21 protein-coding genes and 1 riboswitch are annotated in these 25514 nt (G+C 39.1%); of the genes, 8 read left to right on the top strand and 13 right to left on the bottom strand.

Annotated elements, in window-relative coordinates; all coding sequences use genetic code 11:
- Positions 1–90: 90 nt before the first annotated feature.
- The 8 genes from argH to CA2015_RS22840 form a co-directional block, all read right to left on the bottom strand.
- Positions 91–1425 (bottom strand): argininosuccinate lyase, encoded by a 1335-nt coding sequence (gene argH, locus CA2015_RS22875; protein WP_048643997.1) that lies wholly within the window; start codon positions 1423–1425, stop codon positions 91–93.
- Complete coding sequence (locus tag CA2015_RS22870) at positions 1422–2507, bottom strand: M20 family metallo-hydrolase (RefSeq protein ID WP_048644713.1); 1086 nt, start codon at positions 2505–2507, stop codon at positions 1422–1424. The genes argH and CA2015_RS22870 overlap by 4 nt, the downstream gene beginning before the upstream one ends.
- A 61-nt stretch (positions 2508–2568) precedes the next feature.
- On the bottom strand, positions 2569–3354 hold the full coding sequence (gene argB / locus CA2015_RS22865; RefSeq protein WP_048644712.1) for an acetylglutamate kinase: 786 nt from the start codon (positions 3352–3354) through the stop codon (positions 2569–2571).
- Between the two features lie 9 nt (positions 3355–3363).
- Complete coding sequence (locus tag CA2015_RS22860; RefSeq protein ID WP_048643996.1) at positions 3364–4305, bottom strand: Rossmann-fold NAD(P)-binding domain-containing protein; 942 nt, start codon at positions 4303–4305, stop codon at positions 3364–3366.
- Positions 4306–4310: 5 nt separating this feature from the next.
- Positions 4311–5459: an aspartate aminotransferase family protein gene (locus tag CA2015_RS22855; RefSeq protein ID WP_048643995.1), complete on the bottom strand. Its 1149-nt coding sequence runs from the start codon at positions 5457–5459 to the stop codon at positions 4311–4313.
- Between the two features lie 52 nt (positions 5460–5511).
- The gene (argC, locus tag CA2015_RS22850; protein WP_048643994.1) at positions 5512–6480 is read right to left on the bottom strand and encodes an N-acetyl-gamma-glutamyl-phosphate reductase; all 969 of its coding nucleotides are present in this window, start codon (positions 6478–6480) and stop codon (positions 5512–5514) included.
- Positions 6467–7672 carry an argininosuccinate synthase gene (gene argG, locus CA2015_RS22845; RefSeq protein ID WP_048643993.1) on the bottom strand — a complete coding sequence of 402 codons (1206 nt, stop codon included), beginning with the start codon at positions 7670–7672 and terminating at the stop codon, positions 6467–6469. The genes argC and argG overlap by 14 nt, the downstream gene beginning before the upstream one ends.
- Positions 7673–7725: 53 nt before the next feature.
- Entirely contained in the window at positions 7726–8421 is a 696-nt protein-coding gene (locus tag CA2015_RS22840) for an N-acetyltransferase (protein WP_048644711.1), read from the bottom strand.
- A gap of 557 nt (positions 8422–8978) precedes the next feature.
- Between CA2015_RS22840 and CA2015_RS22835 the strand changes: the two genes are divergently transcribed.
- Genes CA2015_RS22835 through alr form a run of 3 tightly spaced genes read left to right on the top strand, consistent with a single transcriptional unit; the run spans position 8979 to position 13363 of the window.
- Positions 8979–10199: an ATP-grasp domain-containing protein gene (locus CA2015_RS22835; RefSeq protein WP_048643992.1), complete on the top strand. Its 1221-nt coding sequence runs from the start codon at positions 8979–8981 to the stop codon at positions 10197–10199.
- Positions 10200–10217: 18 nt separating this feature from the next.
- Entirely contained in the window at positions 10218–12212 is a 1995-nt protein-coding gene (locus CA2015_RS22830) for a hypothetical protein (RefSeq protein WP_048643991.1), read from the top strand.
- The gene (gene alr / locus CA2015_RS22825; protein ID WP_048644710.1) at positions 12206–13363 is read left to right on the top strand and encodes an alanine racemase; all 1158 of its coding nucleotides are present in this window, start codon (positions 12206–12208) and stop codon (positions 13361–13363) included. Before CA2015_RS22830 ends, alr begins: the two co-directional genes overlap by 7 nt.
- 53 nt (positions 13364–13416) lie before the next feature.
- Here the strand turns inward: alr and CA2015_RS22820 are convergent, their stop codons facing one another.
- The 5 genes from CA2015_RS22820 to CA2015_RS22800 form a co-directional block, all read right to left on the bottom strand.
- A complete protein-coding gene (locus CA2015_RS22820) occupies positions 13417–15036 on the bottom strand; it encodes an alkaline phosphatase family protein (RefSeq protein ID WP_048643990.1) in 1620 nt (539 codons plus the stop codon).
- Positions 15037–15039: 3 nt separating this feature from the next.
- A complete protein-coding gene (locus tag CA2015_RS22815; RefSeq protein ID WP_240477875.1) occupies positions 15040–15750 on the bottom strand; it encodes a glycerophosphodiester phosphodiesterase in 711 nt (236 codons plus the stop codon).
- 199 nt (positions 15751–15949) lie between these two features.
- Positions 15950–16339 (bottom strand): VOC family protein, encoded by a 390-nt coding sequence (locus CA2015_RS22810; RefSeq protein ID WP_048644709.1) that lies wholly within the window; start codon positions 16337–16339, stop codon positions 15950–15952.
- Positions 16340–16359: 20 nt separating this feature from the next.
- Entirely contained in the window at positions 16360–17415 is a 1056-nt protein-coding gene (locus CA2015_RS22805; RefSeq protein ID WP_048643988.1) for a homoserine O-acetyltransferase family protein, read from the bottom strand.
- Positions 17416–17425: 10 nt separating this feature from the next.
- Positions 17426–18730 (bottom strand): O-acetylhomoserine aminocarboxypropyltransferase/cysteine synthase family protein, encoded by a 1305-nt coding sequence (locus CA2015_RS22800; RefSeq protein ID WP_048643987.1) that lies wholly within the window; start codon positions 18728–18730, stop codon positions 17426–17428.
- Between the two features lie 191 nt (positions 18731–18921).
- Positions 18922–19031, bottom strand: a riboswitch (SAM riboswitch).
- Positions 19032–19607: 576 nt separating this feature from the next.
- On the opposite strand from CA2015_RS22800, the gene CA2015_RS22795 reads away from it, so the two are divergent.
- From CA2015_RS22795 to CA2015_RS22775, 5 genes are all read left to right on the top strand, one after another.
- Positions 19608–21260: a S8 family peptidase gene (locus CA2015_RS22795; protein ID WP_053086740.1), complete on the top strand. Its 1653-nt coding sequence runs from the start codon at positions 19608–19610 to the stop codon at positions 21258–21260.
- Positions 21261–21284: 24 nt separating this feature from the next.
- Positions 21285–22436, top strand: a complete 1152-nt coding sequence (locus CA2015_RS22790) for a cysteine desulfurase family protein (protein WP_048643986.1) — start codon at positions 21285–21287, stop codon at positions 22434–22436.
- 14 nt (positions 22437–22450) lie between these two features.
- Positions 22451–22936 (top strand): cyclic pyranopterin monophosphate synthase MoaC, encoded by a 486-nt coding sequence (gene moaC, locus CA2015_RS22785; RefSeq protein ID WP_048643985.1) that lies wholly within the window; start codon positions 22451–22453, stop codon positions 22934–22936.
- Complete coding sequence (locus tag CA2015_RS22780) at positions 22920–24092, top strand: NTP transferase domain-containing protein (protein ID WP_048643984.1); 1173 nt, start codon at positions 22920–22922, stop codon at positions 24090–24092. The genes moaC and CA2015_RS22780 overlap by 17 nt, the downstream gene beginning before the upstream one ends.
- Before the next feature lie 63 nt (positions 24093–24155).
- A complete protein-coding gene (locus CA2015_RS22775) occupies positions 24156–25343 on the top strand; it encodes a THUMP domain-containing class I SAM-dependent RNA methyltransferase (RefSeq protein ID WP_048643983.1) in 1188 nt (395 codons plus the stop codon).
- Positions 25344–25514: the final 171 nt, after the last annotated feature.

Below are 25514 nucleotides of genomic sequence, written 5' to 3'. Positions count from 1 at the left end.
AACATTATAGTTGGGCATGGCCTTATTATTTTTGTCCCATTTACTCAGGAGCTTGATGGCAGTAATGGGATACCTTATAGAAGATTTAATTTAAGCATTGGTACCCCAAAGGGTTGCTTCTGCTTTTTCTGCTTCGGCAAAGTTTATCTTAGATTGTTCCATTTTATTGTCAATCTCCTTCAAGCAAAGCTGTCCAATACTACCTTCATGAGTATGTTTTATTTTTTTACCAGGGGTAAAGGCTCCTTTTTCTATGTCCATGCCTACTTTTTTGTATGCATCCCTGAATGGAACACCATTCAATACAAGCCTATTGACTTCCTCTACACTAAATAAATAAGCATAAAAACCATCATCTAAAAGGTCTTGCTTTATGCTAATGTTTTCAAGCATTAACTGAGCAATTTTTAAGCTGTCATTCAATTGATCGAAAGCAGGGAAAGTAGTTTCTTTTAACAATTGCAAGTCACGGTGATAACCTGTGCTCATATTTGTTAATAGCATCATTATTTGCTGCGGGTAGCTTTGTATTTGATTGGTTTTGGCACGAATCAATTCAAAAACATCAGGATTCTTTTTATGAGGCATAATACTAGAGCCAGTAGTCAATTCATCAGGAAAACTAATAAAGCCAAAATGCTGGTTCATAAACATTATAGAATCTGTAGCAAGCCTGTTCAATGTGCCGGCCGTACCTGCCATAGCAAAGGAAAGGGTTTTTTCAGTCTTACCTCTACTGTTCTGAGCATTGATCACATTATAGTGCATGTCTCCAAAGCCCAGCAATTCTGTTGTCATAGTCCTGTTCAATGGAAATGAGCTTCCGTATCCTGCTGCAGAACCCAAAGGGTTTCTATTGGCTAAATTGTACGCTGTTTGCCACAAATCCATGTCTTCAGCCAATCCTTCCGCAAGTGAGCCAAACCACAAGCCAAAGGATGAAGGCATGGCCAATTGAGTGTGGGTATAGCCCGGCATCAAATCATCTTTGTGTTTTTCCGCCAAATGGGTTAGCAATTGGAAAAGGTTTTCAATTTCCGTAACGGTTTCTTTGATGGCCTTTCTATAGTACAGTTTCAGGTCTACCAAAACCTGATCATTTCTGGAACGCCCACTGTGAAGCTTTTTTCCTACATCACCATATCGCTCTGTAAGTAGAAATTCGACCTGGCTATGCACATCTTCTACACCCGGGGCTATGCTGAATTTTCCTTCGCTGATTTCCTCCCGTATTTCTTTTAAGCCTTTTTTTAAGATATCTAACTCTTCCTTGGTTAACAAGCCTATTGATTCCAGCATGATGGCATGTGCCATGGATCCTGTCACGTCAAAGGGTGCTAGAAGAAGATCAAATTCCGGATCTCTTCCTATGGTAAAAGCTTCTACTTCTTTTTTACTTGTTTTATCTTTTTGCCAAAGCTTCATTGGGTAGTTCTTTTTGTTATGGAAAAATAATTTTCCAAGAGTGTAACATATAATGAGATTCCTTCCTTCAGTTCATCTATATAAATAAATTCATCAGCGGTATGGGACCTTGCCGAATCTCCAGGGCCTATTTTAACTGATGGGTATGGGATTAAAGCCTGGTCTGACAATGTTGGGCTTCCGTACATTTCCAAACCCATTTTTTTAGCCGTTAATACCATAGGATGATTATCCACAATAAAAGAGGATTTCAACCTTAGTGATCTAGGCGTAAGCTTTGCTTTTAAATTCATTTTTAATTCCTCCAAAGCCTCTTCTAGGGTATAAGCATCAGTTACCCGTACGTCAAGGGTATAGGTACATTTGTCAGGAACTACATTGTGTTGACTACCTGCATTAATTATGGTAGCTGAAACCTTATTAGGGCCTAGGAAAAGAGATTCTTTTTTAAACTTAAAGTCCTTGATCGTCAAAAGGTCCGTAAGGGTTTCATATATGGCATTGGTGCCCTCTTCTCTAGCTGCATGACCTGCTACGCCATTTACGACCGCATCTATGACCATTAAACCTTTTTCTGCTACTGCCATTTTAAGAAGGGTAGGTTCTCCAACTATTGCAGCATCAAGAACCGGTAGGTCTGAAAGAACAGATTCTATGCCACCGCGTCCACTTATTTCTTCTTCTGCCGAAGCCACAATGAGCAGGTTGACTGGCATGACTTTTTCGTAATAATACACAAAGGTCGCCATCAGGCTTACCAAGCAGCCTCCAGCATCATTGGAGCCAAGTCCGAAAAGCTTACCATCCTTTTCCAATGGGGAATAGGGATCGAGGGTGTAGCCTTGGTTGGGCTTCACGGTGTCATGATGTGAATTGAGCAGTAGGGTAGGTAATGAGGGATCAAAATGCCTGTTGAAAGCCCATATATTGTTACCTTTTCTGTGAGATTTGATGCCTTTTCCTTCAAAAAAAGCTTGAATTAAATCAGCCGTCTTGTCCTCCATTTTACTAAGAGAAGGAGTACTGATTAAAGCTTTTAAAAGATCAATCGCCTCAAATTTCAAATTTTCTAGTGCTTCCAAATTTCTTGTAGTTTTAGATAGCAACAGGCCACCTTAATGTATTTTGTTCAATACAAATATTTTATTTCGATCCAATGATTGTTCCTGCATTTTCTCCCTTTGAAGCAAGTAGCAGGTTTTCTGGTAAGCCCATCCATACATTTGACACCCCTTTGTCAAGAGCATTAAAAGCATTTTCCAATTTTGGAATCATGCCAGAATGGATCACTTGATCGTTTAGCAGTTTTTTAAATATGTCTTCATTGATTAAAGGAACCAAAGTGGATGGATCATCAGCGTCCATCAAAACACCCTTTTTGTCAAAACAGAAGTAAAGTTTCACTTGGTGTTTTTTTGCCAATGAGGTAGCGATTTCTGAAGCAATGGTGTCTGCATTTGTATTTAACAATTGCCCCTGACCGTCATGGGTTATCGCCGAAAATACAGGGGCTATGTCTTGCTGCAAAAGGGTTTCCAAAAGTACAGTGTTCACCTTTTCTACATCTCCTACAAAACCAAAGTCCACTTCTTTTACGGGGCGTTTCTTAGAGGTAATTGCATTTCCATCTGCACCTGTCAGTCCAATGGCATTTTGGCCATAGGATTGCAGTTCAGCGACAAGGTTTTTATTGATTAGACCTGCATAAACCATAGTGACCACGTCCAATGTTTCTTTGTCGGTGATTCTTCTCCCATTGTGCATATTGGGAACAATCCCCAGAGAACTGCCAATACGACTTGCCATAACTCCCCCTCCATGAACAAGTACTTTTACTCCAGGGAAATTGGCAAATAACTTTAGAAACTGGGTACAGTTTTCCTTGTGGTCTATAACGTTTCCGCCGATCTTAATTACACTGATTTCCATTAGATTCATTTAAAGCATGCTGTCAATTACTGCTTGAGCAGCAAAAATTCTGTTCTTAGCCTGGTTTTGTACAAGGCTTCTTTCTCCATCTAATATTTCGTCACTTAACTCAAGGTTTCTTCTAACAGGTAAGCAGTGCATTACCTTGGCCTGTTTATTGTCTCCAAACTTTTCTTCATTCAGTAGCCAGTCTCCAGTAACACTAAGGATTTTGCCATAGGGGGTAAAGGCACTCCAGTTTTTGACATAGACAAAGTCAGCATCTGCAAGGGCTGCAGTTTGGTCGTATTCTATTTTTGCTCCATTGGTGAATTTTTTATCCAATTCATATCCATGGGGATGCGTTATTGTCAATTCATGTTCACAACCCAGTGCCCATTCAGAAAAGGAATTGGCCACTGCGTGAGGTATCGATTTGATATGTGGGGCCCAGGTAAGGACTACTTTTGGTTTCCTTTTTTCCTTAAAGTTCTCCCGGATTGTCACCATATCCGCCAGACTTTGCAATGGATGTCTTATGGCACTTTCAAGGCTAACCACTGGTACTCCAGAGTATTTGATAAATTGATTGATGACAAAGTCGCTAACGTCCTCATCTTTATTAGTAAGGGTGGGGAATGCCCTGATGGCTAGAATATCAAAATAGCCACCCAAAACTGCTGCAGCATCTTTTATATGCTCAACTTTATTTTGGTTCATCACCACACCATCTTGCATTTCCAGCGCCCAGCTTTCTTTGTCCATGTTGAGGACAAAACTTTCCACACCCAGATTAGAGGCTGCCAGCTGTGTACTCATCCTAGTTCTCAAGCTAGGGTTTAGGAAAATCAAACCAATACGTTTTCCATTGCCTTTATTTCGATTGACTAAAGGGTTTCCTTTAAAGGCCAACGCTTTTTCAATTAAGGTATTTGCGAGGTCAATGTTTTCAAATTGAGTAAAGTTTTTCATGACTTTTATTTGGTCTTCCTGCTGTTAATTACTTCTCGTAAACTATTTAGAAATAGCTGCAATTCTTCTTTCTTCACGCAAAGTGGAGGAAGAAGGCGAATGGTGTTCTTTGAGGCAGCACTTCCTGTAAATATTTTGTGGTTGCTGATCAGTTCTGAACGATAGCTGGCAGCTTCTTCTGTGAGATCGAATCCTATCATTAAACCCTTTCCCCTTACCGAAGGTATTTCCGGAAATTCTTGTTTCAATGCTTGTATCAAGAATTCACCCATGCTATCCGAATGGCTGATAAGCTTTTCATCTTCTAAAACTTCTAAAACGGCAAGTCCTGCAGCGCATGCTAGGTGATTTCCGCCAAAGGTGGTTCCCAATAAACCATATTTTGCTTCAATATCTGGGTGTATCAGTACACCCCCCATTGGGAAACCATTGCCCATTCCTTTTGCAATGGTGATGAGATCTGGAGAGAGGTCTTTTGCCCATTGATGGGCGAAGAACTTACCAGTTCGACCATAGCCTGATTGAACCTCATCCAGGATTAGTTTGGCTCCATATTGTTTGGTGAGCGTGGATAGACCAATTAGAAAATCTGATTCGGCTACCTGAATGCCATTAACTCCTTGTATCCCTTCAATGATAACCGCTGCAATCTCACCTTCTTTTAACCTTTGTTCAACGGCTTCCAAATCGCCCAAGGCCTCGAAGTAAACTTTATGACCGCTATTAAATGGGGCGACAATTTTTGGATTGTCAGTAATGGCAACTGCTCCGGAAGTCCTTCCATGAAAAGCACCATGAAATGCGATAACACCTGGTTTTCCTGTCTCAAAAGAGGCCAGTTTTAATGCGTTTTCATTGGCTTCAGCCCCGGAGTTACACAGAAATAATTGGTAGTCTTCATATCCAGATAGTTTACCTAACTTTTCTGCCATTTCACCTTGAAGGGGGATTTGTACAGAGTTAGAATAAAAGCCAATTTTATTTAACTGGTCACCAATCCTTTTAATATAGTGAGGGTGAGAATGGCCAATTGAAATAACGGCATGGCCACCGTATAGGTCAAGATATTTTTGTCCTTTATTGTCCCAAAGATAAACTCCACTTGCTATTTCAGGAGTGACATTCATTAAGGGATAGACGTCAAACAATTGCATATAATAGGTGTTTGGGGACAGTAACTTGTTACTGCCCAATAGTCAATGATTTTTAAAAAGCGGTACTTTTTAATCTTAAACCTGTCTTTTCTTCTAGTCCAAATGCTAGGTTCATGTTTTGAACAGCCTGTCCAGATGCGCCTTTTATCAGGTTGTCAATGGCTGAATAAATGACCAATTGTCCCGCTTCTTTTTTTAGGTGAACCAGACATTTGTTGGTATTGACTACTTGCTTTAGTTCAATGTCATTTTTGCTGACATGAGTAAATGCAGCATCTTTGTAAAAAGAGGAGTAGACTTCATAGGCTTCTTCTATACTTCCTTCGAAAGGGAAGTAGGCGGTAATCCAAATTCCGCGTGAGAAATTACCCCTATATGGAACAAATAGTACCTGCTGGTCAAAGTTAGAATCTAGCTGACTGAAAGTCTGGTTGATTTCTTTCAGGTGCTGATGGGTAAATAACTTGTAAACAGATATGTTTTGATTTCGATGACTGAAATGGGTAGTTTCAGATAATTTCTTACCTGCTCCAGTACTCCCTGTTAGACCAGTTACATGTAGGGAGTCCTTTACCCATCCTTGATTGATAGCGGGAACAAGAGCAAGTTGTACACCTGTTGCGAAACAGCCTGGATTGGCAATTTTCGTTGCACCGATTATCCGTTCTCTATTAACTTCAGGCAAACCATAGACAAAATCATTTGATTCATTTCTGAAATCTGTACTTAAGTCTATTATTTTAGTGTCTGTATCGAATGCGTGCTCCTCCAAAAATGGTTTTGCTTGACCATGAGGAAGGCAGAGAAATACAAGGTCAAGATCGTTTTTATCAATTTGGTCTGTAAAAACAAGGGATGCATCACCTATTAAATCAGGGTGAACATCCTCTAAATTTTTACCTTTTTGACTATTGCTATGAATCCATTTTAAGTCCACATTAGGATGGTGAACCAATAACCGGAGCAATTCTCCTCCAGTGTATCCTGCTGCACCAACTACGGCTGTTTTAATGATTCTCATTGTCTAAGCTTTTATTTACTTTATGGAAAATAGCTGTTTGATTGCCTAGGATCTTAGTAAAGCCTTTGACGTCTTCAGCTGTATAGCCTTTGTTCATTTCACCATAGCTGCCAAACTTAGATGACATTAGATCATGTTCTGAATTGACACCGATCATGCTGAACCTATATGGAGCAAGTTGAACTTTTACTTCCCCGCTCACATAGGTTTGTGTATCTGACATAAAAGCCTCTAAATTTCGCATAACCGGATCCAGGTAATGCCCTTCATGCAAATGATTGCCATAAAATTCAGATATCTGATTTTTCCAATAGCTTTGCCATTTGGTCAGTGTATGCTTTTCTAAAAGTTGGTGTGCTTTAATTATAACCAATGGTCCTGCGGCTTCAAAGCCTACCCGACCTTTTATTCCTATAATGGTGTCACCAACATGAATATCTCTCCCAATTCCGTATGGACTTGCGAGTTCCTGTACCCTTAAAATGGCCTGAACAGGATGATCGAAAGATTCTCCGTTTACACCTACTAGCTCTCCTTTGTCAAAAGTAAGGGAAATTGTTGCTGGATCAGTAACCGTAACTTGCGTAGGATATGCACTTTCTGGAAGCGCCTGATCAGATGTAAGGGTTTCCTTACCACCTACAGAAGTTCCCCAAATCCCCTTGTTGATAGAGTAGGTGGCTTTTTCGAAGTTCATGGTCACTCCATGTTTCTTTAGGTAAGTGATTTCTTCTTCCCTGCTTAGCTTCAAATCCCTGATTGGGGTAATGATTTCTATATCTGGTAAAATGGTTTGAAAAATCATGTCAAACCTTACCTGATCATTTCCAGCACCTGTACTTCCATGTGCAATAGAGGTTGCGCCTATACTTTTAGAATACTCAGCCAAAGCTTTGGCTTGTAAAATCCTTTCAGCACTTACAGAAAGTGGATAAGTTTGGTTTTTTAAAACGTTACCGAAAATTAAGTACTTTATAACTTCATCATAGTAGGTAGAAACTACATCTAGAACCTTGAAGGATGCAACGCCTAACTTTTTAGCCCTTTCACCAATACTATCCAATTCTTCCTGCTCAAATCCTCCTGTATTGACCAATACTGCATGGACTTCATAACCTTTTTCTTTGCTAAGGTGAATGGCACAGAAGGTTGTATCCAGACCTCCGCTATATGCTAAAACTACTTTTTTCATACAAATAATTACCTTTTATTTAAGAGTGCTACCCTAGGGCAACAAAAATATTTTTAAGATTGGTTTACTTTATCTTTTACTTTTACCAAAGCTTCTTTCCCTTTGGCAAAATTAAGAAACATGGCCCGTTTGATGTTGATCAATCGTTCAAAAAGGCTAAGATTTTTTTTGAATTCAGAGGATAATTTCTTTTGCTCTGCTTTTTTTACATTTTTTGGTTCATAAAGCATTGCCGTGCACAAGCAATTCGATCTGTTTTTGCTCATGAGTATTGGGTAATTGACACAGCTTTGACATCCTTTCCAGAAATCCTCGTCTGTAGTAAGGTCAGAATAACTAACCGGATAGTAACCTAGCTCGGAATTGATTTTCATTACCGCCGCTCCGGTAGTCAACCCAAATATCTTGGAATCTGGAAATTTCTTTCTGCTAAGCTTGAAAACTTCTTTCTTTATTTCTCTGGCTAGGCCGAATTTTCTGAAATCAGGTGAAACGATCAATCCGGAATTGGCCACAAATTTTCCATGTCCCCATGCTTCTATGTAACAAAACCCTGCCCAATCGCCAGTTTTGGTAAGCGCTATTACAGCTTTACCTTCCCGCATTTTTGTTTTAATGTATTCGGGGGATCGCTTTGCTATACCTGTGCCTCTTGCCTGCGCAGAACGTTCCATTTCATCAGTAATGGTTTCCGCATATTGACAATGCTCTTCTCCTGCAGGTTTTATTATAAATTTTTGCTTAAACATTGTAGCATTTTTTTGGCTTACCGTCATCTCCCATCAAATCGCTATTGACAGTCAGCCCTAAGAAAATAAGTTGAAATGAATGATTGAAATGCTTTCGGTAATAGGAATATCCACATAGGATATATTAAAAGAGTTTAGGGACTAGGCCCTAAATAAGGTCCTGTAGGTTTTGATAGGACCAAATATCGGATACCCAAAAAGGTTATTTTGAGCCAGATTACTTTTATTTGATATGTTTGCTTCTTTCTTCATGCTAAACCTTGCAAATATTTATTTATTTCATCAAAAATACAAATTTAATAAGGATATAATGTGATGGAAATGTCATCCAAAGCCAATTATCAATAATTACACCAATTGTAACTGCACTTTTTCCTACCCATTGTCAACCAAATAAATCCTTCCCTAATTGTTTTGGAATTGTTTTTTACCGTTAAAACTTAATTATATGAAGATGTAACTTAAATATAATAGGAGATTTTTTTTATTTTTATTTAAAAATAGACTTTAGCCTATTATTTGTTGTCTATTGGGTACGAACCAAAAATTTATAAAAGATGGCAAAATGTTTTGCGCTAATGGGTTGGAGTTTACCCGTTATAGAAAGTATGCAAAAACTCAATAAACCTTTTGTAGTTGTATCTTTCCCTGATTTTGAGAATTACGCCAAAGAAAATAATATCCCCTTTGTTCCTTACCAATTTGATGAATGGAGTGATTCTTCAAACTCATTGGACTTGAAAGATAAATTGGAAGCCTTTAATGTAGATGTCGCTGTACCTTTGTTTGAAGAAACTGTAGAATGGGCCGGTGCATTGAATTCATTGTATAGAGATGATCCAAAGGTTTTAAATAGGGCATTCCTCTTTAGGAACAAGGCCATGATGAAAAGAAAGGCACTGATAGGAGGGCTAAGAGTAGGGCTATTCGAAGAAGTCCATAGCAAAGAAGGTGTGGTCAATTTTATGAATAGACTAAATCAAGCCAATTTGCAGGTAGATGGAGAAGAGGATAGCTGGGTACATATAAAACCATTTGCCTCCGCAGGTACTGTAGGGCATCGACTTTTAAGGTCTAAGAAGGACATAGAAGACAAATGTCAGGATGATGATTTTCCTTGCTTGGCTGAAAGTCACTTATCCGGAAAAGAATTTTCATGTGAGGCATTTGTACATGGAGGTAAAATTAGATTCCTTAATATTACTGAGTATGTAAAACTCGGTTATTCTAATTTTATTCCAGAAGGAAATTACCTACATACCAAAAGGGATAGGATAATGAAAGAGATGCAAAAATTAGTTGATCTCTTCGGAATACAATATGGAATGATTCATCCAGAATGGTTTCTTACGGAAGAGGATGAGCTGAGTTTTGGTGAGGTCGCTTGCCGAATACCGGGAGGACATATATTGGAGCTTTGTGGTCAGGCCTATAATTTTGATGCTTTGGCTGCCTTTGTTTGTTGTCATGATCCTGAACTCACAGAAGAAGAACTCAATGAATTGTTACCACCTTTAGATGCCAGACCTGGTACATTCTATGGGAATGTGATGATTTATCCTCACAAAAATCAGATTTCTCAATTGGTTATTCCAGAAGAACTTAAAGAAGAGTCCTATTTTCTGGACCATAATTTGATACCTCCCCTTACCAATCAAAAAGTCAATTCCAGAGAAGGTTTTGGCAATCATTTTGGTACGGTTAATTTCAAAGGAGATAATCCTGACCGAATGACAGAACTGTTGCTACATTATGAAAATGTAGATTTTTATCACTAATGAACCGTAATAACTAATATGCAAGAAGGAGTGATCTCAATAAGTAACTTAGAATCCTTTGAAGAGTTATTTGAGAGCTATAAATCAGCCACCGTGCTGACAAGAGGGGAAAAGGCACAAAAAATATTAGGACAATTGGATACCTGGTGTGATACATCAGAGGGGATTCAACAAATTTACGAACGTATTCCTGCCTTGGTTGAGGCAGGGATATTTAAAGGGACTCCATGGGAAAATCCCTCAAGGTTGGTTCCGCTATTGGTAAATGGAACCTACAAAAGTGGTCATCCTAATTCAACCTATGAGTTGCTAAGTGAACTTAGAATGTTGGCCTTGGCCCGAGGGGAAATTCAAGCCTCAGAGAGTATGAAGGAGGAAGCAGAAAGTTACCTGCAAGAAGCTTTGGTACTAAATCTTGAGTTTGTTTTCAAAGAACCTCAGGAAGAAACAAGGCTATTAATGAGTGAGCATGAGCTAACCAAGGTACATTCCTTATTTGGTTTTATTTCAGATCAGATACAATTTTCCAAGGTGAAAGCTGCCCTCGTTGAAGAGCTTATGCTGATTTGCGAGCAAAGACCAGTAGTAACTGAAAAACAACGGCGAATTATTGCTTTGGTAAAGGAAAAGATTGAGCTTGATCCCAATGATCCTGCGGATAGGGACTTGTTGGCTTTTCAGCGATCTATTTATAGACCCACGTCGGGAACTGTAGATAGAAGTTTTGAAGCTTATGAGGTTTACCTAGGTGTATTGACTGAAGACCAGCTTGTTGATGAAGCAGAGCAAATGAGTGAAAGTATGCTTGCTTATGGACTAGTTAGTACTTATCATGCATCACTGTTGTTGTTTTTAGTCAAGCAAGAACACTATGAATTGGTAGCCCAATGCTTGGGATTAAATGAGTCTGGTTTGGCTAGATTTAATGAGCATAAAACGTTTGTCTGCACAATTATAGCTGAGGTAATTCATCCATACAATGCACAGTGTATTTTCGGTTTGTCCAAGACCTTAGAAAATGGAGTGCTTTCCAGAACCGCCGTTAGGGCAGGGTTGCACAATTTACTTACCATTTCACTTCATCCTAATGTGGAGGAGAGAATCAATAAATCGATAACGGGTTCGATTGGGGAAGTAAGTCCTAAGCAGTATTTAATTGGAGCCCTATTGAGGATACTAGGTCAACCATTAGGGGTAGGGCAGGGAAATAATCCTACCTGTCAGAGTGCGAGAGGAATAAGCATGTGGAGTCAACACGCACCTGCCAAATTGATCCATATGGTACAAGCTGCTGCCGTACATGATGATTTAAGCTTTCGTTTTGAAGGAAGTGAGATCAAATATTCGGAGTCTGCCTTAGGCCTAGTACAAAAGCTAGACCACCAGTTAGATGCAGTGTCGGTAACTCTGGTACCAATGCTTGACAAAATCTATAACGAGATGATGCGTAGAGCATCAGGTAGAGGAGAAGACCCTCACAAATGGGTGAATCCAGGGCTATATGGGCAATGGATACAAATTGGATTTGCTTCTGCTTATGACTACCTGTCAAATGCAATTGTAGATTTTGATGGTTTTCTTAGGGTATTTTATGGCATGTGTCACCCTGAATACAACGGAGGCCATCGCTTGGTTTATCCGAATCCTGTTGGGATCTTTATCACCTCAGCCAAAGGGGAAATGCTAGGTTTTCATGCCATTTCCTTGCTAAGGGTTGAAAAGGATCCGTCAGGTGAGGTTAGGGCCTATTTTCTGAATCCCAATAATGAAGGAAGACAGAATTGGGGGCAGGGAATCACTCCGTCCGTTTACGGAAATGGAGAGATCCATGGTGAATCATCCCTTCCTATACATCAATTTGCTGCCAGAATCTATGCCTTCCATTACAATAATCTGGATGCAGCGTCTAAGATGGATAAAATTCCTCAAACAGAAATTGATACCGTAAAAGAGTTGGCCAAGCAAAGTTGGGGAAAATCCTACACTTGGTTGGAAATAAAAAAACAATGGTAAAGCATTCTTCAAGAATAGAGTTAAACCAAATTGCCTACAAAGGCAATATCAATTTTATTAGAAAAAAGATAGGTGAAAAACCCATACTTTCATCCGTGGTCAAGGCCAATGCCTATGGCCACGGCATTGAGGTATTTGTACCTATGGCCGAAAAATGTGGCATAAATCATTTTTGCGTTGCTTCATCTTATGAGGCAGAACAGGTTTTGAGTGTATGTAGACCAGATAGTCATATCCTGATTATGGGTATTATCTATGAAGAGGACCTGGGCTGGGCCATTTCCAATGGGATTGCCTTTTTTGTATATAATTTCAACCGACTTGCTAAGGTATTGGAGGCCGCAAAGAAAGTAGATAAAAAAGCCAAGGTTCACCTGGAAGTAGAAACTGGAGCCAATAGAACAGGCATGCAAGCCAATGAATTTCCTAAAGCACTCAGTTATCTAAAGCAACACCAGGATTGGCTAATATTCGAAGGTTTGTGTACCCATTTTGGGGGAGCTGAAAGCATTTCAAATCAGTTTAAAATTGATCAGCAACACAAAAGATATAAGGCCTTCCTAAAAATATGCAAAGAAAGAAAATTCTTGCCTGAGATCAGGCACATAGCTTGTTCTGCCGCTGCTTTGGCTATGGAGGACACCGTTTATGATATGGTGCGAATAGGGGTTGCTCAGTATGGGTTTTGGCCAAGTCCTGACATCTATTATGCGCATTTACATCAGACCAATAAAAAGTCTGATGCCACAATGAAGCGGATTTTTAATTGGAAAACAGATATAATGGACATTAGGACGGTCGATCAGGGAGAATTTATTGGTTACGGAACAGCATTCCAAGCTACTCAGGAAATGAAAATTGCCGTCATTCCTCTTGGCTATTCCAATGGTTATCCTAGGGCCTTGTCCAACAGAGGTCAGGTTTTGATCCATGGAAAAAAGGCACCTATAGTGGGATTGATTAACATGAATTTGTTTATGGTTGACATTACCCACATTAGGGAAGTAGCAGTAGGAGATGAGGTGGTCTTGATTGGTAGGCAAAAAAACAATGTTATTAATGTTTCCAGCTTCACCAATGCTACTCAATTGTTAAACAATGAGATGCTAAGCCGCCTCCCAGCGGCCATACCCAGGACAGTAGTGAAATAGCCTGCTGTTTATTTCTGAATAGGATAGGAAAACAATAGGTATTTAGGCAGGGATTATAAAGCGCTTTCTATGATAAACTTTTCAGTTATTATTTGCTTAGGAATGCCTGGGCCCGCAATTTGGATTTCAAGCCCCTCACCATCGGTATCATCAAAATACCATACCTCAATTTCATGATTTCCTTTCGACAGCTCAACCTGATTGTTTTTTATTTGACTGGAATGGGAGCCATCATTGTCAACAATTACCTTACCATTTAGCAAAACCTTGCTTCCGTCATCAGATCTAGAGAAAAAAGTATACTTTCCTTTTTCAGGTATAGTCAAGGTAGCCTCAAATTTTACAGCAAAATGGTCTGGACGATGCGGTATTTCTTTAAGGCTAAATTCATTACTCATGCCTGATTTCTTAATGGGAAGGCTTTTAAAATCAGGTACCCGTAAAAAATCACCTTCATAGTAATCCCAGGAAATTTTCCCTTCTTTTCCATTACCGATTCGGTACTGATTGACTTCAGGTCTGCTGTAGGTGCCATTTTTGTAGCTTACAGTAGTAAGCAAAGTACTGTTGTTGAGCTGAAGGGGAGCATTATAAACAATACCACTTTCTTTTGTAGGGACTGAACCGTCTAATGAATAATATATTTTCGCATCCGCATCATCCACTTTTATTTCTACCATTACAGGTGGCTTAGGAAAGAAACCTTTTGTTGGTGAAATATTTGGCATGGGAACATAAGGGGCTGAAATACTATTTGGGTCAAATGCTTCCAAGATTGGACGACCAATACTGGCATCTGGAGGAGTGACGCCAAGGGCGTAGGCAAGCGTTACTGGAACATCGTAGATATAGCAGGGTTTATCGATTACCAAGCCTTTTTTTACATCAGCTCCATACAATAATATTGGGATCTCGATTTCATTTAATGAAGTACTGCCATGGCCTTTATCTATACCTCCATGATCGCCAGTGATCATTAGCAAGGTTTCATCCATCAGGCCAGCTGCCTCCAGCCTTTCTATAAAATGGCCAATAATACTGTCATAGTGGGAGATGGCATTGAAATAAGCTTCAGAATCATGGCCATCCTGATGCCCATAATGGTCAATTTCATCAATATTAATAAATAAAAAATCAGGAAGGTCCTCAAAGAAGGAATCTGCTGCTTTTTCGAAGATAACATCTCCTTTTTCTCCTAAGTAGACCTTGTCTACCTGGCTTAAGTCAAATAGTCTGGCTAAACCTTTCCATTCATAGAAAAAATTAACCTTAGAAGACGGGATTTGCACTTTTACCCAATTCATCAGACTTGGATAAACTCCTTCATCTGTTGACTCTACTGGAGGCCATTTTACTTTGTCCCTTTCCCAATCATTGTCATAGACACCGTGTTGTAAAGGGCCAACGCCTGTTAGCATTGCGGTCCAATTTGGGGAGCTATTGGTAGGTAACAAGCAACGAGCAAATGGAGCTATTGCTCCATTTGCAATCATTTTATTCATATAAGGGGTTGATGCTTTCTGGAAGCCTCTGGATCCGAAGGCATCAAGGCCTATCAGAATGGTATGTTTAACTTTCCTTTCGGAAATTGTTGCTTTATTGCAGGATATGCCAAAGGTGAATGCTACAGCAATTATTAAAAATATGCCAATGGAAATGCTGCGATATTTCATTTTTTACTTAATAATTGAGAATAGCTTTTCAGGCTCGTCGGTAGTGATAAAATCCACATCTTGATCCAATAGCCATTTCATGTCCTCTTCATTGTTGACAGTCCAGACATTAACAGTCATGTTTAAGTCTTGCGCTTCCTTAATCCAATGTGGGTTTTCTTTAACTTTTTTGATATTGTAATCAAAACCAAAGAATCCATCGTCTTTTAATTCCTGTGGAGTTTTATCTCCCCGAAGGTAAGCTACATTGGCATTAGGGTCCAGTTCAATTACTTTCAATGCTATGTCATAGTCGAAAGTGATATAGTCAACCCATTGCTCTGCACCTAATTCCTTTACTATTGCAACGGACTTTTCGGCAAGTTCAATTCCTTTTGCTTTAGATACTCCTGATGGCTTGATTTCGAAAATAAGCTTTGTTTTGCTTTGCTTCATACCATGCTTAAGGTATTCTTCAACTGTAGGTACTTTTTCACCATTGGCCAAAGGCTTTTCAAGTAGTTGGGCATAAGTAACTTCTTCAATTACCATTTCCTCATGGTCGGCATCGTGATTGGCTACAAGAACTCCATCTGCTGTCATCCAAACATCAAACTCTGATCCTTCACAGCCAAGTTCAATTGCGGCTTGTAAAGAAGCTAAGGAATTCTGAGGGTATGGATTTGCTTTCCAAGCTCCTCTATGGGCGATTACTTTGTTTTTGTGAAATTCCATTTTTTGGCTGGTGCAAGATATTAGACATGCACATAATCCCAAGGTAAAAATAAATTGATAAGACATTTAACTTATGGTTGGTTTTGATGCAATATTCTAAAAGAAATCACAATCCACAACTCATATTCAAAAATTATTGTTAAAATAATATAGCAAGAAGGCTGAATAGTTTTTCAAATCCTTAAAAAATGAATTAAAATTACTCCCAAATCCCTTGAGGTACTATTTCTAGTACATTGCCAAATGGATCCTCAAAATAAAAACTACTTAACTGATTTCCCCATTCTTGAGTGTGGGTAAACACTATTCCTTTTTGACTTAATTTTTCCCTAATCTCTAGGTAATCCTCTTTTCTCACCTCAAAGGCCAAGTGTTGCTTCCCATAGGCAAAGTGTGGAGGCAAACTGGTTTCATTTTTTGTTACTTCAGGGAGAAAGCAAAGCAAGACGCTTTCCCCACATCTGAAAAACACATGCCTTTTATCCACCTTTGAAATCAAGGGCATTTCTAATACTTGATGATAGAATTTTTCTGCTAAATCTAAATCATCGATGTACAGACAAGTTTCCTTTATCTTCGTGTATGGAATCATACAAGATGAATGTTTGATTAACCGTTATTCTCCAAATAAAAAGATTTTAGTATGTATTGCAATTGTTCATACTCAATTAAGAAAGCATCGTGACCATAAATGGATGTAATTTCTCTATAGGTCCCTTTGGGTACATGCTTACTGATGTACCTGGATTCCTCGCTTGTGAATAGAATGTCGGTATCTACTCCTATAGAAAGCACTTTGCATTTGATATTTGATAGGGCTAGGGGTGTGCCACCTCTTGATCTACCTATATCATGACTATCCATGGCTTTAGACAGTGTCCAATAAGACATTGCATTGAATCTATTGGCTAATTTTAAGCCTTGGTATCTTAAATAGCTGCTTATCTTAAAACCATCTCTTTTCTCTTCAGTCTCACTTTGGTTTTGAAGAAATGTCAATGGATGTCTGTAGCTGAGCATGCCAATTGCCCTGGCTGTTTCCAGGCCTTTTTTCCCTGCTTCGGGATCTAATTTACCCCAAGTTCCATCAGATTCGATTGCCATCCTTTGGGTTTCATTAAAACCTATTATCCATGGAGAGGCTTTTGCATTTGAGGCTACGATGATAGCATTTTCTAGTTTATCACCTAAAGTGACAGCCCATTCCAATGCTACCTGACCACCTAAAGAACCTCCAATCACCGTGTTGATTTTTCCCAAGCCCAGGTGAATTCTCAATTTATCCAACGCTGCCGCTATGTCCCTAGTTGTAATATTAGGGAAGTCATAGTAATAAGGTTTTCTATTTTGCGGATCATTACTCAAAGGTTGAGTTGAACCATAGCAGGAACCAAGGAAATTAGCACAAACAATGAAATATTTGGAGGGGTCAAAAAATTTGTCCTCCCCAATTAGTCCAGACCACCATTCCTGGGGGTTGGCATCTCCTGTTAATGCATGCATTACCCATATCACATTGTCTTTATTGGCATTTAACTGCCCTTGGGTAGTGAAATTCAATTGGAATTCCGGAAAAGATTCTCCGGATTCCAAAGGTAATGCTTCTTGGCAATAGAAAATCTCTTGAGTCATTTCAATAGTCAAATGCGGCGATTGAAGGTTCATTTTAATAGTTTTATATTTTATCGAAGGCAGAAGTAAGGTCTGCTTTCACATCTTCAATGTGTTCTATACCTAATGAAATCCTTAACATAGAAGGGGTTACACCTGCGGCTAATTGTGCTTCATCAGAAAGCTGCTGATGGGTGGTAGCGGCGGGTTGAATGATCAAGGTTTTTGCGTCTCCTACATTGGCCAAATGGGAAATTAATTCCAAATTGTTAATGAAGTTTGAAGCAGTTTCTTTGTCTCCTTCAATTTCAAAACTCAATACGCCACCAAATCCATTTGGAAGGTATTTTTTAGCCGTTTCGTTATAAGGACTATTCGGCAATCCTGGATAGTTTACTGACTTCACTTTAGGATGTTGCTCTAGCCATTTTGCAAGTTCCAAAGCATTGTCAACTGTACGTTGTACACGTAGTGATAATGTTTCTAACCCTTGCAACAATAAAAATGAATTGAATGGGCTGATAGCAGGTCCAAAATCTCTAAGTCCTTCTACTCTTGCTCTAATTGCAAAGGCAATATTTGGAAGTCCCAAAGGATTGTTGTCTCCAAATGTATCCCAGAAATTCATTCCATGATAACCTTCAGATGGCTCAGAAAATTCAGGGAATTTACCGTTGCCCCAATTGTAATTACCACCGTCTACAATTATACCTCCTATAGAAGTACCATGACCACCAATCCACTTGGTAGCAGAAGAAGTGACAACGTTCGCTCCATGTTTGATAGGCTGACAAAGGTATCCTCCTGCGCCAAAAGTATTGTCTACTACTAATGGGATGTCATGTTTTTTGGCAAGTGCAGCTATGGCTTCAAAATCTGGAACATTAAATTCTGGATTACCGATAGTTTCTACATAGATGGCTTTGGTGTTTTCATCTATTTGTTCTGCCAAATCTGCGGCTTTGTCAGATTTTGCAAACCTTGCTTCAATTCCTAACCTTTTGAAAGAAACCTTAAACTGATTGTAAGTACCTCCATATAAATAAGGAGAGGTTACAAAATTGTCTCCAACACTAAGGAAGTTATTTAGCGCCAAAAACTGAGCAGCTTGACCTGAAGCAGTTGCTACAGCAGCTACACCACCTTCTAATGCTGCCACCCTCTTCTCAAAAACATCAGAGGTAGGGTTCATTATCCTTGTGTAAATATTACCAAACTCCTTTAATGCGAAAAGGTTTGCACCATGTTCCGCAGAATTAAAGGCATAAGAAGACGTTTGGTAAATTGGAACAGCCCTGGAATTGGTGGTAGCATCCACCTCTTGTCCGGCATGAACTTGCAATGTTTCGAAACGATAATTTTTTGACATGTTATTTGTTTTTTAGGTTTGTTATCAATTCTAATAAACTTGATTAAGTATAAAATGTGTAAAACTACCTGAGGCTAAAAGCACATAGGGCAGAATTTTTCCATCCTTTTAGAAAAGAAATTAAATGATTGAAGAAATACCTGGAAACTTTGTCCTTTTTTATTCTGTAAAATAAAATCATATAGTTTTTGAATTTATATTCCCAGATGTAAACTTTTTCATCTGGCAGGAATTGGCACCTTGGATTTTCCAGGTTGCCAGAGGGTCAACGAGCCTGTCTCTTGCCTCTTCTATATAAATCCTAGCTACTTCTAAAAAGTAAAAGGATTGTACAAAATAAACCTACATTGTCAAATTTTCCAATAGATGACCGTAATTTTTTCTTTTAAAAAGTTAATTAGTCAGTTAATCAGTAAGTTACATTATTTTTAAACAATGGAAATGGTTTCACCAGTATTATTTCATGGGAATTACAAGGAGAAGAAATAGCCGATAAAAATAGCTCCATAAGGTAATTAAACCATTTTTGCCACGTTAAGGTATTCAGCTCTCACAGGAAGAGTGTACATTAAGTAATACTGGGTCATTTGACAATTTCACATTTAATAGAATAGTCTTGAAGAAGGTATGTTGGCTATCTATTGAATTATAGGTACCCACCTAAAATTGGAGCTTCACATGAATCAAACAGCGAATAACTCTAGAATTTGATGGGCTTTTATTCAGTGGTCTTTAAATTAAACCACAAAAAGGATAATCTTACCGTAAAAGTTTTGGAAATTTGTTTCAAACTTAATCGTTGGTACCTTTCTGTTTGATAGTTCAGTAATAACAGCGATAGAAAAATCAGTTAAATTTTATTTATACTTCAAATTTTATGGAAAGAAATTTCAAAACTTATTTTTATGCTTTTTTACTGGGGATTTTTCTCAGTGGGTACGGGTCTGTTTCCGCTTTTACAGGAGTTAGTTTTGTAAAGGACAGCATTGAAACTCCTAACAATTGGTTTTTGCTTGACCCCATAGATGATGGGATAATGGGAACAGGGGCCGAGAAGGCCTATGAGAAATTGCTTCAGGGGAAATCACCAAAAGCCATGATAGTGGTGGCTGTAATTGATTCTGGAATAGACATCACCCATGAAGACCTTCAGGGGAAAATATGGACCAATGAGGATGAAATTGCTGGAAATGGAATAGACGATGATAAAAATGGTTATGTGGATGATGTGCATGGCTGGAATTTTATTGGAGGTAAGGATGGGTCTCAAGTAGATAATGATTCACATGAACTGACCAGAGAATACATTAGACTCAAAGCCAAATATGCTGATGTTGAGGAAGAGGATGTAAAACGTAAGAATAAAGAGGAGTTTGCTTATTGGGAGCGAATCAATGCAAACTTTGAAGAGAGTAAAAAAGAGGCTGAAGGCAATTACAACATGTACAACAACATGATGGAAGGTTTTTCTAATATGGCTGATATAGTAAAAGAGGAATTCAATGTTTCTGATTTTAAGGAAAGCGATTTGGCTGATTTCGAATCTGATGACGAGAAAATCTCTGCTGCAATAGATATGTTGAAGCAAATGTTTGGAATGATCAGAATAGAAGATGCAAGTATCAATACCATACTAGGGGAACTTGAAAAAGCTGTTGAGCATTTTGAAGTACAAGCCAAATATGCCTACAATACAGATTTTGATCCTAGACATATTGTAGGAGATGATCCTGAGGATTACAAAGAAAAATATTATGGAAATAACGACCCTACAGGTCCTGATCCATCTCATGGAACCCATGTAGCAGGAATCATCGCCGCTAATCGTGGTAACGACTTAGGGATTGAAGGGATAGCGGATCATGTGTTGATTATGCCGATAAGGGCTGTGCCTAATGGGGATGAGAGAGACAAGGATATTGCCAATTCAATTAGGTATGCAGTTGACAATGGTGCTAAAATCATCAACATGAGTTTTGGTAAATCCTATTCTCCTGGAAAAAAATACGTAGACAAGGCCGTCAAATATGCAGAAAAAAAAGGAGTACTTTTAATTCATGCAGCAGGAAATAGTTCCAAGGAAGTTACGCCGGAAAATAATTTCCCAAACAGGTGGTTTGCCAAGAGAGGTACATCTAATGCTTGGATTGAAGTCGGTGCTTCCGGCCCAAGGGATAATCAAGATTTACCCGCTACCTTTTCTAATTTTAGTAAAGAAGGTGTAGATTTATTTGCTCCAGGGGTAGATATTTATTCTACCATTCCTGGCTCAGAATACGAAAACAATAGTGGTACAAGTATGGCTGCACCAACTGTATCAGGGGTTGCTGCATTATTGCTTGCCTATTATCCTGAACTTAAGCCTAAGGAAGTACGAAGCATTCTAAAGAACTCCGTTTATAAAGCCGGAGGGGAAAAAGTTAATCTTCCCGGACAAGAGGAAATGGTCAATTTTGGAGATCTGAGCCAAACTGGAGGTATAGTGAATGCCTACCAAGCAATTCAAATGGCTGAAAGGTTGGCCAAATAATTGGATCAATTGAAACCGTATTGAATGGATTTACCCCTTTATTTTGATTACAATGCAACCACTCCATGTCATCCAGAGGTAGTAGAGGCAATGTTGCCCTACTTTACCTCTACTTATGGCAATGCCTCTAGTGGACATCATCCCTATGGTTGGTTTGCTGCAGATGCGGTAGAATCCGCAAGGGAGGAAGTAGCCGAATTGATTGGAGCAGCCGCTAAAGAAATTCTATTTACTAGTGGTGCGACTGAAGCCATTAATCTGGCAATAAAAGGCCTTGCCTTGGCCAAAAATGAGAACAAAAAACACCTCATTACCATAGCTACAGAACACAAGGCAGTTCTTGACAGCATGGAAGATTTGGTTCGACAGGGTTTTGAATGGACTTGTCTTCCTGTGAATGCCAATGGGGAAATCTCCTTGGACCAATTGAAGTCCAGCTTTAAAGAAAATACCCTGTTATTGGTTGCCATGACGGCCAATAATGAGACAGGTAATTTGCATCCCATCAAAGAAATGGCAGCCTTGGCCAGGGAGCATGGCGTACTCTTTTTAACAGATGCTGTTCAAGCCATTGGCAAAATCCCATTGAATGTCAAAGAATTGGGAGTGGATATGTTGGCGCTTTCTGCACATAAAATGTACGGACCTAAAGGGGTAGGCGCCTTGTACATAAGGAAAGGCAGTCCCAAATTAACTTTAAAAGCTCAAATCACAGGTGGAGGTCAAGAAAGAGATTTGAGAAGTGGTACCTTAAATGTACCCGGCATAGTGGGGTTAGGAAAGGCTTCTTCTTTAGGACTAGCCAATCAGTTGGATGAAGCCCAAAGGCTTTCTAAATTGAGAAATAAATTAGAAACAGGCTTGCTTGAAATTGAAGGCAGTCAGTTAAACGGTTCTTCCAATCGATTGCCATATGTATGTAATGTTTCGTTCCGAGGCATTTTAGGTAAACCTTTGTTGATTAGAATTAATAAAAAATTGGCGGTCAGTTCTGGGGCTGCCTGTAGCAGTGTGACAGATAAGCCCTCACATGTACTCACAGCCATGGGCCTCGATGGTCCCACTGCAATGGCTACTTTGCGGCTTTCTCTTGGTAGGTTCACTACCGAAGAAAATGTGGATTTTGCCATTAGTTATATAAGCAAAGTAGTTAATGATTTACGAACAGCTTCTTAATTTAATTCATTGTAATGACTAAAAAAGACTTTACACATCTGGACAATAAAACAGGGAACCCTGCGATGGTTGATGTAGGAGGGAAACAAATTACACAACGCTTTGCGAAGGCTTCCTGCAGGATGGTATTGGGCAAGGAAATAATGCAATCACTCAATGATGTTTCTGAGTTGGTCACTAAAAAAGGACCTGTTTTCCAAACGGCCATTATTGCAGGGACCATGGGCGCAAAAAGAACTTCAGATTTGATTCCTTTATGCCATCCCATAGGAATGGATGATTGTAAGGTAAATATAGAAATAGCAGGGGAGGAAGAGATATTGATCAGCTGCAGTACCCGTGTTACAGGAAAAACTGGAGTAGAAATGGAAGCCATGACAGGGGTGTCTATAGCCGCATTGACGATCTATGACATGTGCAAAGGATTTTCACATGATATATTGATTAAGGAAATGAAATTAGAAGAGAAAACAGGAGGTAAACGTGATTTCAAAAGATAAGCACCAAAAACATGTTTCTTTGGCCAGACCATCTCTGGGGGATTATGGCAGGATAGAGTTGGGCTTTTTGGGAACTTCATGTGGTATTATTCAGAAAATGGTCCATGAGCTTATTCTGAATCTTTCCAGCGATTACAAAATGGCCTATGTTGATGCTGACCATAAAGAAGGAGACCAATTACTTGCCGGAGAGGGAAACAAAGACAGCCTTATGCAATTTCCTGAAGTGACTGAATTGAGAGACAAGATTGTTTTCAAAAGGTTGGATAGGAGACAGGAGAATATTTCTGTTTTTGAGCAGCGGGAATGGTTGAACAACCAAGAGCTTATACTGATCAATGCCAATCATTTTAAGGCCAAAGACCAAGTATTGGTCATAGACCCTAAGAAGCCTATGGATAAGAAATTAGGCAAGCTTACCAATGTGAAGCTATTTCTATTACAGGAGGGGCAGACGGATATACCGGATTGTATTAAAGGCCATTTTAGTAATTGGGAAGAGATCCAGGTTTTTAAAATCGGCGAAACCAATAAAATACTTTCTTTTATAAAAGATTTTATGAAGGAAAATCAGCCAGAATTGAATGGATTGGTATTGATTGGTGGCAAGAGTACTAGAATGAATAGGGATAAAGCAAACTTAACCTATCATGAAAAAAGTCAGAAAGAGCATGTAAGTGAATTGTTGAAGACTTATTGCAAAGAAGTCTTTCTTTCCTGCAATGCTGAACAGGAGGCAGGTTTTGACAATGAGCAGTTTATAATTAAGGACAAACTAATAGGAATGGGGCCTATGGGGGGACTTATTTCTGCATTTATGGAAAAACCTGATGTGGCATGGTTGAGTGTTGCTTGCGACTTGCCCTTTTTAAGTCAAAAAACACTGGATTACTTGATTAGCAATCGCAACCCTTCCAAATTGGCAACCTCCTTTTTGGATTCAGATAGTAAATTCCCAGAACCTTTGGTTACTATTTGGGAGCCCAGGGCCTACCCTGTTTTGTTCAGATATTTAAGTCAGGGCTACAGTTGTCCAAGAAAGGTTTTGATTAATTCGGATGTGGCACTTTTACATGCCCCTGATAAGGAGGAGTTTAAAAATGTAAATGACCCTGCTACCTATGAAGCAGTACAAAAGGTTTTGAAAAAGCAATAGATTTGGTCTTCAGGCAATGGGATATTTTCGTTTCATGCCAATTTTTTCCGGTATATTTGTATCATGATAGATTTTAATAAGGAAGGAAAAATAGTCATAACCTGTTATGACAGAAATGCACCCTTTTTAGAAGCTGAGTTGATTGCACTGGGCTTTGAAATTGAAGGTGTTTTCCGAACACACGTGGCATTACAAGGAACCTTAAATGACTGTATTTTTTTAAACATGCATTTGAGAACTGCCAGCCATGTTCTCTATGAAATTCATTCTTTCCCATTGGACCATATTGAAGGTCTTTACGATGTGATCAAGGCCTTACCTTGGGAGGATTATATAGCCGAAGATGGTTATTTTTCTGTTATAAGTAATGTGAAACATGAGACAGTAGACAATCCCTTATTTGTCAATGTAAAAATTAAAGACGCTATCGCAGATAGGTTCAGAGAAAAATTTGGTTCCAGACCAGATTCTGGCTCAGAGCTTAATGAATCCGTATTCCAATTCTTTTGGAAAGGGGAGCAAGCGACTATCTATATCAATACATCCGGTGATACGCTTATCAAGCATGGTTATAGGAAAATCCCAGGAAGTGCTCCAATGATGGAATCACTTGCCTCGGCTTCTTTGATCGCATCCGGATGGGATTGTAAAAGCCCATTTATTAACCCTATGTGTGGTGCCGGTACCGTGGCCATAGAAGCAGTCATGATGGCAACAGATCGATACCCTGGCTTGTTTAGGGATGATTATGCCTTTATGTACATCAATGGTTATGATGCAGGGGTTTACTATGAGTTAAAGAAAAAGTTAACTCAAAAGATTAAGCCACAACCTGATTTCCCAATCATTGCCTCAGATATCAGTGAAAGGGCGGTCAATGCCAGTAAAGCAAATGCCAAAGAAGCTGGAGTGGAGGAATTCATTCAATTTGAAATTTGTGACTTCAGAGAGGCCACCATACCAGAAGCCGAAAAAGGGGCGATCTTCTTTAACCCTGAATATGGAGAAAGGTTAGGGGAGGAAGAAGAACTGGAACTTATCTATAGGGAGATTGGTGATTTTATGAAAAAGAGCTGTGCCGGATATACCGGATTGGTTTTTACCGGAAACCTTGATTTGGGTAAGAAAATTGGCCTCAAGCCCAAAAGAAGGATTCCATTTTATAATGGGACCATCGATTGCAGACTCTTGGTATTTGAATTGTACAAAGGCACCAAAACCATTCACTACGATAAACCTAAAGAGAAATAAATCCTAGAGGGTAGAATCGCGATTGCGAAATACCTTCCTAGTTTGTATTTCAACCCGGATTATGTAATAGGATTTCTCCGTCCTGACAATAGTCAGGGGTGAAGCCTGTCCCGTGTTTACGGGAAGTGTTGCAATCGAAAGATAATCAGGCTGTTTGGAGATTTTAGCATA

The organism is Cyclobacterium amurskyense (assembly GCF_001050135.1).
Classification (GTDB): domain Bacteria; phylum Bacteroidota; class Bacteroidia; order Cytophagales; family Cyclobacteriaceae; genus Cyclobacterium; species Cyclobacterium amurskyense.
The sequence above is the reverse complement of the archived record's forward strand: the minus strand, read 5'-3'. Positions and strand labels throughout refer to the sequence as shown.